General features: G+C 70.1%; 13 protein-coding genes and 1 pseudogene. 2 read left to right on the top strand and 12 right to left on the bottom strand.

The window, feature by feature from the left end; genetic code table 11:
- Positions 1-21: 21 nt before the first annotated feature.
- Positions 22-972 (bottom strand): sugar ABC transporter permease, encoded by a 951-nt coding sequence (locus ABXJ52_RS32980; RefSeq protein WP_367047133.1) that lies wholly within the window; start codon positions 970-972, stop codon positions 22-24.
- 23 nt (positions 973-995) lie between these two features.
- The gene (locus ABXJ52_RS32975) at positions 996-2,297 is read right to left on the bottom strand and encodes an extracellular solute-binding protein (protein ID WP_367049443.1); all 1,302 of its coding nucleotides are present in this window, start codon (positions 2,295-2,297) and stop codon (positions 996-998) included.
- 256 nt (positions 2,298-2,553) lie between these two features.
- On the opposite strand from ABXJ52_RS32975, the gene ABXJ52_RS32970 reads away from it, so the two are divergent.
- Positions 2,554-3,570 (top strand): LacI family DNA-binding transcriptional regulator, encoded by a 1,017-nt coding sequence (locus ABXJ52_RS32970; protein WP_367047131.1) that lies wholly within the window; start codon positions 2,554-2,556, stop codon positions 3,568-3,570.
- Positions 3,571-3,640: 70 nt separating this feature from the next.
- Here ABXJ52_RS32970 and ABXJ52_RS32965 read toward each other — a convergent pair.
- The 8 genes and pseudogenes from ABXJ52_RS32965 to ABXJ52_RS32930 form a co-directional block, all read right to left on the bottom strand.
- Positions 3,641-3,835: pseudogene (locus ABXJ52_RS32965) on the bottom strand (DUF4440 domain-containing protein); the annotation flags it as partial.
- A 119-nt stretch (positions 3,836-3,954) separates the two neighbouring features.
- Positions 3,955-5,595 carry an alpha-L-fucosidase gene (locus ABXJ52_RS32960; protein WP_367047129.1) on the bottom strand — a complete coding sequence of 547 codons (1,641 nt, stop codon included), beginning with the start codon at positions 5,593-5,595 and terminating at the stop codon, positions 3,955-3,957.
- 58 nt (positions 5,596-5,653) lie between these two features.
- Positions 5,654-7,564, bottom strand: coding sequence for a family 20 glycosylhydrolase (locus ABXJ52_RS32955; RefSeq protein ID WP_367047127.1), 1,911 nt, complete (start codon positions 7,562-7,564; stop codon positions 5,654-5,656).
- A gap of 110 nt (positions 7,565-7,674) precedes the next feature.
- Complete coding sequence (locus ABXJ52_RS32950) at positions 7,675-7,941, bottom strand: DUF4235 domain-containing protein (RefSeq protein ID WP_367047125.1); 267 nt, start codon at positions 7,939-7,941, stop codon at positions 7,675-7,677.
- Positions 7,938-8,375 (bottom strand): DUF3618 domain-containing protein, encoded by a 438-nt coding sequence (locus tag ABXJ52_RS32945; RefSeq protein WP_367047123.1) that lies wholly within the window; start codon positions 8,373-8,375, stop codon positions 7,938-7,940. The genes ABXJ52_RS32950 and ABXJ52_RS32945 overlap by 4 nt, the downstream gene beginning before the upstream one ends.
- Positions 8,372-8,743 (bottom strand): phage holin family protein, encoded by a 372-nt coding sequence (locus tag ABXJ52_RS32940; RefSeq protein WP_367049442.1) that lies wholly within the window; start codon positions 8,741-8,743, stop codon positions 8,372-8,374. The genes ABXJ52_RS32945 and ABXJ52_RS32940 overlap by 4 nt, the downstream gene beginning before the upstream one ends.
- 170 nt (positions 8,744-8,913) lie before the next feature.
- Positions 8,914-9,897, bottom strand: coding sequence for a YihY/virulence factor BrkB family protein (locus ABXJ52_RS32935; protein WP_367047121.1), 984 nt, complete (start codon positions 9,895-9,897; stop codon positions 8,914-8,916).
- Between the two features lie 120 nt (positions 9,898-10,017).
- A complete protein-coding gene (locus ABXJ52_RS32930; RefSeq protein ID WP_344526424.1) occupies positions 10,018-10,191 on the bottom strand; it encodes a hypothetical protein in 174 nt (57 codons plus the stop codon).
- A gap of 305 nt (positions 10,192-10,496) precedes the next feature.
- Between ABXJ52_RS32930 and ABXJ52_RS32925 the strand changes: the two genes are divergently transcribed.
- Positions 10,497-11,354 (top strand): SDR family oxidoreductase, encoded by an 858-nt coding sequence (locus ABXJ52_RS32925; protein WP_367047119.1) that lies wholly within the window; start codon positions 10,497-10,499, stop codon positions 11,352-11,354.
- Between the two features lie 16 nt (positions 11,355-11,370).
- Here the strand turns inward: ABXJ52_RS32925 and ABXJ52_RS32920 are convergent, their stop codons facing one another.
- Together ABXJ52_RS32920 and ABXJ52_RS32915 are read right to left on the bottom strand one after the other, a co-directional pair.
- Complete coding sequence (locus tag ABXJ52_RS32920) at positions 11,371-12,894, bottom strand: SDR family NAD(P)-dependent oxidoreductase (protein ID WP_367047117.1); 1,524 nt, start codon at positions 12,892-12,894, stop codon at positions 11,371-11,373.
- 70 nt (positions 12,895-12,964) lie between these two features.
- Complete coding sequence (locus tag ABXJ52_RS32915) at positions 12,965-14,347, bottom strand: wax ester/triacylglycerol synthase family O-acyltransferase (protein WP_367047115.1); 1,383 nt, start codon at positions 14,345-14,347, stop codon at positions 12,965-12,967.
- Positions 14,348-14,389 lie beyond the last annotated feature (42 nt).

Here is a 14,389-nt window from a genome sequence, read left to right as displayed (position 1 = left end):
GTCGGTCGTGATGCTCACGAGTCAGTCCTCCTTCCGGTCCGCGCGCAGCACGAGCAGCATCAACGCGACGGTGACGACGAAGACGACGACCGAGATGGCCGACGCGTACCCGACGCGGCCGGTCAGGCCGGTGCCCACGCGCTGCACCAGCATCACGAGCGTGGTGTCCTCGCCGGCCGGGCCGCCGTTGGGCCCGGCCATCAGGTAGACCTCGGAGAACACCTTGAAGGCGGCGACCGAGGACAGCGCGGCGACCAGCACCATCGTGGATCGCACGGCGGGCACGGTGACCGTGAAGAAGCGGCGCACCGCGCCCGCGCCGTCCACCGACGCGGCCTCGTGCAGTTCGCGGGGCACGTTGGCGAGGGCCGCGAGGTAAATGATCATGTAGTAGCCGAGGCCCTTCCAGACCGTGACGGCCATGGCGCTCGACAGGAGCAGCCACTGGTCGCTGAGGAAGCCGACCGAGCCGACGCCCACCGCTTCCAGCACCGCGTTGACCAGGCCCCGTTCGTCCAGCATCCACACCCAGATCAGGCCCACCACGACGATGGACGCGACCACCGGCGTGTAGAAGGCGGACCGGAAGAAGGTCATGCCGGGGACGTGCTTCTGGACGAGCATCGCGAGGAGCAGCGGCAGCAGGACGAGCGCGGGCACGACCCCGACGATGTAGAGCGTCGAGTTGCGAAGGCCGATCCAGAACATGTCGTCGTGCAGCAGCTCCCGGAAGTTGTCCAGGCCGACGTACTCCCCCGGGATCAGGGTGCGTTTGTCGGTGAAGGAGTTGATGAGGGTGCTGACGAACGGATAGAGGATGAAGATGCCGACGATCAGCAGCCCGGGGGCCGCGAAGAGCCAGGGGCTGGTGGGGAGTTGACGCCTGATGCGCCGGCGGGTGCGGTGGTCGTCCCCGGCACGGGAGGCGGTGTCGGCGGCGCGGGGGACGGTGGCGGTGCTGGAGCTTTTCATGGTGGTGGTCCCGTGTTGTCTTCTCAGCTCTGCTTCAGCAGCCGGTCGCAGGCCTTGACAGCGTTGTCAAGCGCTTCCTCGGGGCTCTCCTTGCCTTGCAGCGCACGGGCGACGGCGTTGCGCAGCTCGATCTTCATCTGCTCGCTGAAGAGCACGGGCGTGTAATTCACCGCGGTCTTGATGGACTTGGCAGCGGCGACCCGTACGCGCGTGTCGTCGGTGCCGTCCTGCTTGGTGAAGTACGGGTCGTCGAGCGAACCTTCCGTGCTGGGGAAGATCGCCACCTTCTTGGCGAAGGACATCTGTCGCTGCGCGTCCGTCACGTAGTGGGCGAAGGCCACGGCGGCGGGCGTCTGCTTGGTGCGGGTGTTCACCATCACCCCCATCACGTACATGTTGTCCTTGCCGGTGTTGGTGATCTGCGGGGTGATCCCGATGTTCTTGTAGAGGCCCGGCGCTTCCTTCTTGAACTTGCCGAGGTCCAGGGCGCTTCCGGGGTTCATCGCGACGGCCTCGGTGAGAAACTTCTTGCCCGTCGACTCGGGTGTGGCGTTGAGCGCCTGACCGTCCAGAGCCTTCGCGTCGTACAACTTCTTGTACTGGGTGAGGAGTTCGACGCCCTTGGCGCCGTTGAAGGTGAACCTGGTCCCTTCCTTGTCCATCAGCGGGACGCCGTAGCGCCCGAAGTCCTCGATGGTGGGGATGTTGGCGAGCGTGGCGGTCCTGCCTTTGGTCTTCTTGGACAACTGCAGGGCGCTGTCGAAGAGTTGGTCGTACGTCTTCGGGGGCTTGTCGGCGTCGAGCCCCGCCTCCTTGAAGATCCGCTTGTTGTAGAAGAGCGGCCCGGTGTTCAGATACCAGGGGAAGGCGTACGTGCCTTCGGTGCCCGGTATCTGGTGGCTCTTCCACGCCCCCGGCAGGTACTCCTTCTCGTACTTCCCCGCGGCCTTGTCGAGGTCGAGTGCCAGACCGGCCTTGGCGAGCGGGGCCACCAGGTCGGGCGAGACGTTGACGACGTCCGGGAGGGTGCCGGCCGCGGCGTCGGCGCTGATCTTGTCGGCGTAGCCCTCGCCGGGCTGGTCGACCCAGTTCACCTTCGTGCCGGGGTACTTCTTCTCGAAGCCGTCGACGACGCCCTCGAAGTACGACTTGAAGTTCGCCTTCAGGTTCCAGGTCTGGAAGGTGATCTCGCCCTCGATCTTGCCGGACGCGTCGGCCGAGCCGCCGCCGTCGCCTCCGTCGCCGCAGGCGCTCAGCGGCAGGAGCACGGCGAGGACGGCGGCAGCGGTGGCTGCCCTTCTGGGGATGCGGGGGTGGTGGGAGATGCGCACGGTGAAACGGCTCCTTTGCTCGGCCCAGCGTGAGGCAGACCCTGCATGGCACGCCGGTAAAAAGTCAATGGATTCGTTGAATAATCCTGTCTGCCACACCAACTACGCAGGTCAGCGGGGTCTGTTGAACTTCTTGCGGGGATCGACTAATGCGCTTTAGAGTGTGCTGGCTCAAGCGCATTAGTATGCGCTTCACAGGAAAGGGGCAACACCGGTGCAAGGCAAGCGGTCCCCGGCACGCCGGCCGACCATGAAGGACATCGCACGCCGCGCCGGAGTCTCCGAGAGCGCCGTGTCCTTCGCGCTCAACGACCGGCCCGGCGTCTCCGACATCACCCGCGACCGGGTGCGCAGGGTCGCCGAGCAGCTGGGGTGGCACCCGAGCACCGCGGCTCGCGCGCTGTCCGGTGAGGGCTCGGCGACCGTGGGCCTGGTGGTGGCGCGGCCCGCCGGGACGCTGGGCGTCGACTCGTTCTTCCTGCAGCTGATCTCGGGCATCCAGGAGGTCCTGGCGGAGCGTCAACTCGGCCTGCTCTTCCAGGTGGTGGAGGACGTGGCCGCCGAGTGCGCGGTCTACCAGCGGTGGTGGGCGGAGCGCCGGGTGGACGGGGTCCTGGTCGTGGACCCGCGCACGGACGACCCCCGCCCCGCGCTCCTCGACGAGCTCGGTCTTCCCGCGGTGGTGACGGGCGGCGTACCGGACCCCGACGCCGGCCATCCCGGCCTCTCCACGGTCTGGGCGGACGACGCGGGTGCGATGGCGGCGGTCGTGGACCATCTGCACGCCCTCGGCCACCGCCGCATCGTGCACATCGCGGGGCTGCCCGGCCTCGCCCACACGGAGCGGCGGATCCGGACGCTGCGGGCCGAGGCACAGCGGCGTGACCTGTCCGGGGTCCGCTCGGTGACCACGGACTACTCGGACGCGGAGGGCGCCGCGGTGACCCGGCGGGTGCTGTCCGCCGCGTCGCCGCCGACAGCTCTCGTGTACGACAACGACGTGATGGCCGTCGCCGGGATCGCCGCGGCGGCCTCGCTCGGCTTCGCCGTGCCCGGGGACGTGTCGGTGATCGCGTGGGAGGACTCGGCCCTGTGCCGCATGGTCCACCCCTGGCTGACGGCCCTGTCCCGCGACACGGTGTCCTTCGGCCGCACGGCGGCCCGCGAACTCCTGTCCCTCCTGGACGACGGCCCGGCATCCACGGTCCAGGTCCCGCTCCCGACCCTCATCGAACGGGAGAGCACGGGGCGGGCGAGCGGGGGGTGAGCCGCTCCCGGCGGTCAGGACTTGCTGAACCGCTCCCGGCGGTCAGGGCTCGCTGAACCGCGCCCGGCGGTCAGGCCTTGTCGTACCAGGAGAACGCCGCGATCCTCCGGCCCTCCGGGGTGCGGACGAACTGGATGGTCTTCGTGCCGCTTCCCTCGAACGGGATGCCGTCCAGAATCCCGGACTTGCTGTACGTGCCGAACCGCGAGGCGATGCCGCCCTCGATGTCCGTCCGTTCGGAGGTCTCCCACTCGGAGAACTCCACCTCACTCTTGGACATGGCCGAGACCGTAACACCGCGCCGGTCAGGGGGACTTGAGGGCTCGGGGAGCCGTGCCCGCGGCTCCCCGAGCGGGGCCCCCGCCAGGACGGCCCGCGCGTCTCCTACACCCGCGACCGGTAGAGGCCGAACTCCGCAAGGCGTACCGCCCCGCGCGACCCCGTCACCCGAAGCCGCCACTCCCGTGCCCGGATCGGTGTCGCCAGCGTCAGGACCCGGCTTGCGCCCACCGTGTTCACCTCCGTCACGAGAGTCCATCCGGACCCGCCGGAGATCCGCGCCTCGATCACCGCGTGCTCCAGGTGCTGTCCACGCCGGATGTCCTCCCCCAGCCGGATCCGGTCGACCTCGCGTGCCTTGCCGAGGTCGACCGTGAGCGTCCCCCGGGAGGGGGCCGGGCACGCCCACGCCGTGTCCGGGTCACCGTCGACCGCGTGCGTTGGGCGGCGGCCGTCGCCGCGGACCCGTGCACCCCGCGCGAAGTCCTCGGGCAGTTCGCGCCCGATCCGCTCGTGGAACTCCCGCAGCCGTGCCACGTCCGCCTCCGGGAGCAGGCCCCTCTTGTCCGGCGGCATGTTCAGGAGCAGCACGGAGTTGCGGCCCACCGAGCGGAACCAGATGTCCGTCAACTGCTCGACGGACTTGGGCTGTTCGTCCTCGTGGTAGAACCAGCCGGGCCTGATCGAGACGTCACACTCCGCCGGCCACCACTGCACGTACTGGGCGACCGCCCTCGCATCCGCGAGTGCCTCCCGGCTTCCCTGGTCGGGCGCGTCGTACTTCAGGGCGTAGTCGACGCTGCCGTTCCCCGAGTCCTTGACGGGGACGACGCTCCACTCGTTCTCGCGCGCGAGCCCGCCCTCGTTACCCACCCACCGCACGTCGGGGCCGCGTACGGCGACCGTGGCGTTCGGGGCCAGGGCACGAATGACCGCGTACCAGCTGTCCCAGTCGTACGTCTCGACCTTCTCCGGTGGGATCCGCCCCTGCGCTCCGTCGAACCACACCTCGTCGACGGGCCCGTACTCGGTGAGCACCTCGTACAGCTGGTTGAGCATGTGCGCCCCGTAGTCGGTCGCGTCCAGCGTGAACGACCGTACGGCCGCGGCGTCCGCCCTGTCGTCGCCCCCGACCGGCGTGGGAATGGTGCGCCGCGAGCGCGCGCTGCCGTTGGCGTAGACGCCGTGCAAGTACTGGTTCTCGTCGGCGGGCGAGATGTAGACGCCCACCTTGAGCCCGTACCGGCGCAGCGAGTCGGCGAACGAGCGCAGCACGTCGCCCTTTCCGTCCTGCCAACTGCTGCTCACCACACTGTGCTTGGTGTAGCGGGACGGATAGAGCACGAAGCCGTCGTGATGCTTGACCGTGAGGATGGCGAGCTTGAATCCGCCGTCGCGCAGGGCCCGCGCCCACTGGTCGGTGTCGAGTTCCGACGGTTGGAAGACGTCGGGGTCCTCGTCGCCGGTGCCCCATTCGAGGCCGGTGAAGGTGTTCACCCCGAAGTGCAGGAAGGCGGTCTGCTCCAGGCGTTGCCAGGCGATCTGGCGTTCCGTCGGGCGGACTTGGGTTGCCTTGGTGACGACTTCGTCCGGCGTGTCCTTGGGGCTGATCGGGATGCGGTAGGGCGGCTCAGGAGTTACGGAGGCCCCGGTGGGGCCCGGCGCCGCGAGCGCGAGGGAGCTGCTCGACGCGGCGACCGCCGTCGTGACGGCGGCGGTCACGAAGAGGCGTCTGCTGACAGTCATGGGGTGCGGGTCTCCCTGTCGGGGCTCAGATCTCAGGACGCGGGGCAAGGGGGTGGGGTCAGTCGGCGGTCAAAGTCAATGCGGCCGGGGCCCGTTGGTCCGACGGGTACTGCTGGAGCCGCCCGTCATCCGTGACGTGCACGGACATCTGGGTGATCGCGTTCGTCAGCCGGTAGCCGTCAGAGGCCTTCGTCAGCTGCCAGCGCTGCAAGGTGTTCGCCGCGTCGCATGTCTCCTGCGTGACCGCACTACCCGGCTCCAGCGGGACGTTGAGCGTGAGCTTTCCGCTGCGGGTCTCCAGGCAGGCGCCGTCCGCCGTGGACTTCAGCGTGACGTAACCGTCGGGGGTGCGCTTGATCTCGTAGTCGACGGGGTCCACCTGACCCTTGGTGTCCCGCACGGTGTACGTGCCATCCGCCACCGGCACCTTCGTCAGGTCCCGCCAACCCGGCGCGTGTCCGACGGACTTGGCGCGCGCGGCGAAGTCGGCGTACGTCGGGTCCGGATGCGCGGCGCCCCAGGTGACCTGGGCGACATGGCTGAGCGGCATCTCCATGGAGGCCGCGACCTCGTTCTCGGTCTCGCCCCGGCCGTTGTCGGGCCACAGGCTGATCTTCGCCCCCGTGATGCCGTCCCGCGAGGCGAGCTTCTCGCCCTCGAAGCTGCGCGGGTCCCACGCCTTGTCGTACAGCGCCTTGGTGTCGGTGTGGAAGCCGCCGCGGACGAGGTAGAGGGCGTAGGCGGCGTTCTGCAACGGATGGCCCTGGGCGATGAGTTGGCTCGGCTTCGTCTTCACATCGAGCCAGTGCTCCACGCTCGTCCCTGCCGCGACCGGCACCGTGTTCGCGCCGGTCAGGCCGTCGTTCCAGATGCGCAGCTGCTTTCCCTTGCCGGTCGCGTACGCGTGCACGCGGTTGATGAAGTCGACGAAGGCGTCCTGCGGGGTCGCCTTGTCGCCGTACTTCTTCTTCGCGTATTCGAGGATGTGGGGGTACTTGGCGAAGTCGGAGCCGAGCATGTACTCGTCGGCGCCCATGTGCCAGGACTTCGCGGGGAACACCTCGGCGTACTCGTCGATGAGGCTCGTGTAGTAGGCGAAGGCCTCGTCCTTGGTGATGTCGAGGCGCGACGGCTGCGGCTTCCCGTCGGAGTCGGTGAGCTGGAGGTCGGTGCGCTTCTCCAGCCACGGGTCCATGTGGCCGGGCGAGTTGATCTCCGGGATGATCGTGACGTGGTACTTCTCGCCGAGAGCGACGAGGCGGCGTATCTCGCTCTTGGTGTAGTAGCCCCAGCTGTTGGCCTCGGGGTGCTTGTCGCTCTTCACCTTGAGTTCGAGGAGCAGCTGGTTCTGCTTGTTGTACGCCATGTCGCGTACGAGGTTCTCCAGCCAGGGCGTCGAGATGTGGATGTAGCAGGCGCAGACGCCTACTCCGCGTTCCTTGTACTGCGGCACGTCCACGGTGCGTCCGCCCGGTACGCGGTCGCTCCCGGCGAGGAGTTGAAGGAGAGTGCGCGTGCCGTAGAAGGCTCCGGCCTCGGTCGCTCCGGTGATCTCCAGCCGGTCATCGGCACGGAGTTCGTACCCTTCGGCGCCCAGCTGCTTTCGCGCGGGCGCGACATCGATGACGATGTCGCCGTCGCGCGGGGCTCCGCCGGTGACCGGCACCCGGCCCTCGCCCGCGGCGCGCAGATCGTCGGCGAGGGTACGGGCGACTTCGCGGGCCGCCTGCCCGTGCGCGACGAGCCGGGTGCCGGGGCCGTAGGCGTAGCTCCCCTTCCCCGGCGTCCAGTCGGCCAGGGCGGGGACGGTGCGGGGCGGGTCCGTGGCGGGTCGCGAGGTCCCGGCGGCCTGGGCCGCCGGGACCGGCGCCGCGAGCAGCAGCAGGGCCACCGCGGCGCCCCGAAGTCTGCGGAGCCGCGCGCGGCGTGACGCACGAACCGGCGCGAACATCATGCGCATGTCAGTCATGACATCCGATGATTCAAGCGCCCCTGAAGGGTGTCAATGCATTGCCCTCAGCGGGGACTTGGACATTTGCGCAGCCCTGCACTGACCCATCGGATGAATGCCGACACTCGTCAGCCGGGCCAGGCACCCGTCAGCCGACGCGTCGCGACAGCGCCACCGCGGTCGACGGCCGCCTTGACCACGGCGAAGATCGCGCCCTGCAACGTGGCCGCAAGCAGGATCTCCCCCCAGCCGCGGTCCTCGTCAGTGGCGTCGGGAGCGTCCTCGTCGCGGGCGACCATCTTCCACGCCTGTTTGAACAGCCCGCCCGCGGCCACACCCGCGAGCGCGCCGAGCGCCATCCCGACCGGCTTGTACGCGATCTTCGAGGCCTTCACCGCGCGCCCCCGTGCTTCCGCTTGCGCCGCACCAGTACGTACGCGACCACCAGCGCGGCGCCTCCCGCGATGAAGCCGGTGCGGCGGTTCTGGACCTGCTCGGGGGCCTTGTCGTGCCACACCTCCGTGGCCTGTCCTGCCGCGGCCTTCACCTGCCCGGTGGCGGTGGCGGCCTTGTCCTTGACCTGGTCGGGCACCTTGTCCTGCAGCACCTGCGCGGCCTCGGTGGCCTTCGCCCTGGCCTGCTCGCTCAGCTCCGCGGCCTTCGTGGCCGTCTGACCCTTGATGGCGACCGCCTTCTCCTGGGCACGTGCCTTGACGTCCGTCTTGGCCGCCAGGGCCTCGACCGTCTCTCCCAGGTCCTGACGGGTCTGCTCGACCTTCGCGCGCAGTTCCCCGGCGCCCGCGGTGTCCTTGTCGTGGGGCTGGTTCATCGCTGTGCACTCTCCTTGATCTCTGCGACGTCGGCCTTCACGCCGTCGATGGCCTCTTCGGGGATCGGCGGGGAAGCCCGGCCGACCTCCTTCTTGCCGGTCAGTGCCAGTACCGCGGCGATCAGACCGAGGACGGCGGTGACGATCAGCCCCGCGGCCCACACCGGAAGCGGCACGGCGAGCGCCGCGATCGCGGTGGCGACGAGGGCCTGCAGGGTCAGGAAGCCGACGAGACCGGCTCCACCGAACAACCCGCTGCCTTTGCCGTAGCGCTTGGTCTTCTCCTTCATCTCCGCCTGCGCCAGGCGCATCTCGCCGCGCACCAGCTCCGTCAGCTGCTGTGAGGCGCGCTGCACCAACTCGCCCACCGGCTCGTTGTGGGGCGCGCCGTGTCCGGCGCTGTCACGGCCGGTGGCGTGCGGGCCTGTCTGGGCCATCGTCATCAACCTCCTGTCTGTTGGGCGACCGAGTACCCCGATCTCCGGCATCGGCACATGGTCGAGGAGCGTGGTCGTGGCGGACGGTGTCGCTCGGCGTGTCACTCGTCCATGCGGCGACGGTCCCGCTCGTCCCAGGCGCGGGTGTCCCGGGGCGGTACGTAGGGCTCCTCCTCGGGAGGAAGGCCGCCGGCGATGGCACGCTGACGGGACAGTTCGGCGTCGAACTCCAGGCCGAGCAGGATCGCTATGTTGCTGATCCACAGCCACACCAGGAAAATAATCACTCCGGCGAGGGCGCCGTAGGTCTTGTTGTAGGAACTGAAGTTCCCTACGTAGAAGGCGAATCCGGCGGAGGCGATCAGCCAGATCACCAGGGCGATGACGCTGCCGGGCGTGATCCACCTGAAGCCCCGCCCCTTCACGTTCGGCGTCGCCCAGAACAGCAGCGCGATCATGAAGGTCACCAGGACGACCAGGACCGGCCATTTCGCGATCGCCCACACCGTCAGGGCCGCGTCGCCGAACCCCAGGGCCGAGCCCACGGTGCGGGCGAGACCGCCGGTGAACACCACGATGAGCGCGCTGACGACGGCGAGCAGGAGCAGCACCACGGTCACGCCCACCCTGACCGGCAGCACCTTCCATATGGGACGCCCCTCGGGCATGTCGTAGACGGCGTTGGCGGTGCGGATGAACGCCCCGACGTACCCGGACGACGCCCACACCGCGAGCACGATGCCGACCACCGCCATCAGGGAGCCGACGCCGCCCTGGCCCGCCAGCTGCCGCACGGCGTCGCTGATGATGTCCCGTGCCGAGCCGGGCGCGAGCTCCTTGAGATTCTTGAGGAGCCAGTCGATCGCCGATTTCCCGACCACGCCGAGCAGCGAGACGAGGACCAGGATCGTCGGGAAGAGCGAAAGCACTCCGTAGTAGGTCAGCGCCGCCGCGCGGTCCGCCAGCTCGTCGTCCTGGAACTCCCTGACCACGCCGGTGGCCACTGCCCGCCAGGACCGCTTGGGCAACTGTGTCGGTTCCTTCGGCGCGCGGTCCTCGCTGCCGGTATCCGATGTTCCGTCCATGCATCCCGTAGTAACCCGCAACCGCCGGACCATGCGCGAGTGACCCGAAACGCCGGGTGCCCCAGAACGCCGCGCGCCCCCGGCCGGGATCGGCGGGGGGCGCGCGGCGAAGCGGAGGGATCAGTCGATACCGGGGAGGATGTGCGGCTCCGCGAGGTCGTCCTCGTAGCCCGCAAGTCGGATCGGGGCCGCTTTCGCCCACGAGTCCAGGTTGCTGAGCTTGCGTGGTCTGCCGGCCCGCTCGCTGCTGCGTTCCGCCGGTCGCTTTTCCTGCTTCGTCAGATCTGGTGTCACCGCGCACTCCTTTGTGTCGCGTAACGGAAGGACATGGGCTGTCGGTCGCGGTGGCGCCGTCGTTCAGGCGGGATCGCGGCCATGGTGGCGAGCCTGTCCCGGGGCGGTTCAGGGGTGCTTGTGGATCCCTGGAGACCGTCCGTTCGCCTCACACTAACCAAATGAGCGCGCCCGCGCTCTATGGGGTCCGCCGATGGAGTGGATTTCGGACACTTGGTCATGGTGTGGGGGCGCCCTGCGAGCCAGGAAGTTTCCACCGGTGCGAGCCCATGGGCCTTTCCAGACCTCCATGGGACCGTACGGGGATGACTTCTGCCCAGGCACGGGACGGCGCTTCCGCCCAGGCACGGGACGGCGCGGTGGCTCTGGTGACCGGCGCGTCGCGAGGGATCGGGCTCGCCGTCGCGCGAACCCTCGCCGAGTCCGGACATCGCCTTGTCGTGACCGCCCGCGATCCGGACGCACTGGAGGCGGCGGTGGCCGGACTGCGCGCGGACGGCGCCCAGGCCGTCGGCTGCGCGGGCGGCGTGGCCGATTCCGGTCGGGCGGAGGCGAGCGTGGCTCTCGCGCTCCGGGAGTTCGGGCGGCTCGACGTACTGGTGAACAACGCCGCGACGAACGCCCCTTACGGCGCGCTGATGGACGTCGACCTCACGGCGTGGCGCGCCGCCTTCGCCGTGAACGTAGAGGCCGCGCTGCGCCTGACGCAGCTCGCCTGGCGGGCCTGGATGGGCGGGCACGGCGGCGCGGTGGTCAACATCTGCACCGAGGGCGCGTCCCATGTCGGCCCGAACGTGGGCGCGTACGGGACCAGCAAGGCGGCGCTCCTGCACCTGACGGCCCAACTCGCGGGCGAACTGGCGCCCTTGGTACGGGTCAATTCCGTCTCCCCTGGCCTCGTCCGCACCGAGATGGCCCGCTTCGTGTGGGACGGCGCCGAGAAACGGCTCGCCGAGAGCCTGCCGCTCGGCCGCATCGGCGAACCGGAGGACGTGGCGCGGGCCGTGGCGTGGCTCGTCTCGGACGCGGCCGAATGGGTGACGGGCGCCGATCTCCTGGTGGACGGCGGGACGAGGGTGCGGGCAGCTGCCGGCGGAAGTGCCCCGTACGCCGTGCACGAGCGGCTGCGGGCGGCGACGGGCGGAGCCACCGGCCAGGCCTGACGCCGCCCGCGCGCGGCTACCACTTGCCGGGTGCGTAGTCCTTCAGGAAGACACCGAACAGGTCCTCGCCCGCCTCGCCGCGCACGACGGGGTCGTAGACGCGGGCCGCGCCGTCGATCAGGTCGAGCGGGGCGTGGAAGCCCTCGTCGGCAAGGCGCAGCTTGTCGTAGTGCGGGCGCTCGTCGGTGATCCAGCCGGTGTCGATCGAGGTCATGAGGATGCCGTCGGTCTGGAACATCTCCTGGGCGCTGGTCCGCGTCACCATGTTCATCGCGGCCTTGGCGGCGTTCGTGTTCGGGTGGCCCGCGCCCTTGTACCCGCGGCCGAAGACGCCCTCCATCGCGGAGACGTTGACGACGTAGGAGCGGCCGCTTGACGCCTTCTTCGCGGCGTCGGCCATCGCCGAACGCAGAGCGCTGATCAGGATGAACGGCGAGGTGTAGTTGCACAGCTGGGTCTCGAGGAGCTCCACCGGGGAGATCTGCTCGATGGTCTGCACCCAGGTGTTGCTGTCGACGACGTCGGGGACCAGGCCGCCGGCGTCGATGGCGGTGCCGTCGAGGTGCCGGGCGACGCTGGCGTTGCCCGCGACGAGCGCGAGGTCGGCGACCTGCTGCGCGTCCAGGCCGCTGGTGCCTAGGGGCAGCGCGGCCAGGCCGTCCACCGCGCCGGAGTTGAAGGCGCCGATGACGGAGTGGGCGGGCAGCTCCCCCGCGGGCAGCGGCGCGCCCTCGCCGTCGACCAGGGCGGCGTACGCGGAGGGCAGGCGCCGTACGGTCTGCGTCGCGTTGTTGATCAGGATGTCGAGCGGTCCCGCGGCGGCGACCCGCTCGGCGAGCGCGACGGACTGGGCCGGGTCGCGCAGGTCGATGCCGACGACCTCCAGGCGGTGCAGCCAGTCCGCCGAGTCGTCCATCGCCTTGAAGCGGCGGATGGCGTCCTTGGGGAAGCGCGTCGTGATCGTGGTGTGGGCGCCGTCACGCAGGAGGCGAAGAGCGATGTACATGCCGATCTTGGCCCGGCCGCCGGTGAGCAGCGCGCGCTTGCCGGTGAGGTCGGTGCGGGCATCGCGCTTGGAGCGGTTCAGGCGGGCGCAGTCGGGACAGAGCTGGTGGTAGAAGTAGTCGACTTCCACGTACCGGGTCTTGCAGGTGTAGCAGGAGCGGGGGCGCTGGAGTATCCCCGCGAGCCTGCCCTGCTCGGTCTGCGAGGAGGGCAGCAGACCCTCGGTCTCGTCGTCGATGCGCTCGGCGGAGCCGGTGGCGGTGGCCTCGGTGACGGCCTTGTCGTGCGCGGTCTTGGCGGCCCTGCGCTCCTGACGGCGGCGCTGCTTCACGGTGCGGTAGACCCCGGCCGTGGCCCGGCGCACCGCGATCGCGTCGGGGTGGTCGACGTCCAGCTTGTCGAGCTCGTCGAGCACCGCGAGGCAGATGGCGAGCCGGTCGGGGTCGATGCCGGGACCGAACGCCTGCGAAGGCACCTCGGCCTCCTGGGGCTCGGCCGAACCGGCAGCCCCCAGGCTGTCCTCTGTCACCGTCATCGCCGCTGTCCTCGCGTCACTCATGCCGCGGCTCGTCTGGGTGACCGCGGAAGCTCCAAAGAAGAGAACTTTACGTAGCGACGGGCCCCTCTACCAAACGCGGACGGTCTACGCACGCTTCGACGAGCCCCGCGAGCTCCTCCCGCACACCGCGCGCCAGAACATCCAGGTCCGGCACGGCGGCCGCGTCCGCGACCAGACCGAAGTGCACCCGGCCCCGGTAGGTCGACACCGCGACCGCGAGCGCCTGTCCCTGGGCCAGCGGCGCGAAGGGATACACGGCGGTGAGCGGGCAGCCTCCGAGCTTCAGACCGAGGCTGGGCAACGGGACGCTGGTCACGAGGATGTCGAAGAGCAGCCGGGCGGCCTGCGCGACAACGGGACCGCCGATGCGGTGGCCGAGCGGCGGCACGTGATCGGCGAGCAGGGCGACGGCACCTGCGCCGCGGCCGGGCCCGGCCTCCTTGTTGCGGTCCATGGCGGCCCGCACCGCCCGCAGCCGAGCGACCGGGTCCGGATCACCGACCGGCAGGCGGACCAGATACCCGGAGAGCCGGTTGCCCGGCGGCTGCGCGGTGCGGGGCCTGCGCCGGGAGACAGGGACCAGGGCGCGCGGCTCCACTCCCTCGCTGCCGTCGCCCCGCTCGTCGAGCCAGCGGCGCAGCGCTCCCGCGACCACGGCGATCAGTACGTCGTTGACGGTGCCGCCGACGCTCTTGCGCACGCGGTGCACGTCGTCCAGATCGAGCAGCACGCCCGCGGTGCGCCGCGTGCCGGTGGCCCGGGATGTGAGGGCGGCCGACGACCGTACGCCCCAGGTGGCGCGGGCGACGGAGGAGCCGATATCCAGGGCCTGCCCCATGTCGCTGACGGTGGCGCGGACCAGTTCCGGCAGCTTGCGCGGGTCCGTCAGCCAGGACCACCGCGAGGGCTCGGGCCCGGCGGGCGCCGGACGCGCGGCGGGCAGCTCGGTGGGGTCCATGACCGCGGCGGCGAGCATCAGGGCACGCAGCCCGTCGGCGAGGGCGTGGTGGAACTTGAAGAGCACGGCGAAGGAGCTGCCGTCGTCCCCCGGCAGCACATGCGCCTCCCACGGCGGCCTGCCGCGCTCCAGGGGCCGCTGCATGAGCGCGCCCGCCACGGCGTGGAAGTCCCCCGTGGGCTCGGCGATGCGCACGTGTTCCAGCGGGTCGAAGGCGGGCGCGGCGGCGCGCACGGCCCCGCCGACCGGCAGCCAGACGGAACGGATCCGCAGCCGCAGACCGGGCACGGCAGCCGCCCGTTCGGCGAGGAGCCGGGCGGCGCGCTCGGCGGCGTCCGGCGAGTCGGCCTCGAAGACGCCGAGGGCGCCCAGGTGCATGGGGTGTTCGGCGGACTCGATGTTCCAGAAGGCGAGGTCGAGAGGTGCGAGCAGGTCGGAGGACTCAGCGGTCTGCGCTTTCAACGGGTTCAACGGGCTGCTCTCGCGTCGAGGACGATGCGGGGGTGGCATGAA

Origin of the sequence: Streptomyces sp. Je 1-332 (assembly GCF_040730185.1) — a bacterium.
GTDB lineage: Bacteria > Actinomycetota > Actinomycetes > Streptomycetales > Streptomycetaceae > Streptomyces.
Note: the sequence above shows the minus strand (reverse complement) of the source record. Positions and strands in the feature narration are given on the sequence as shown.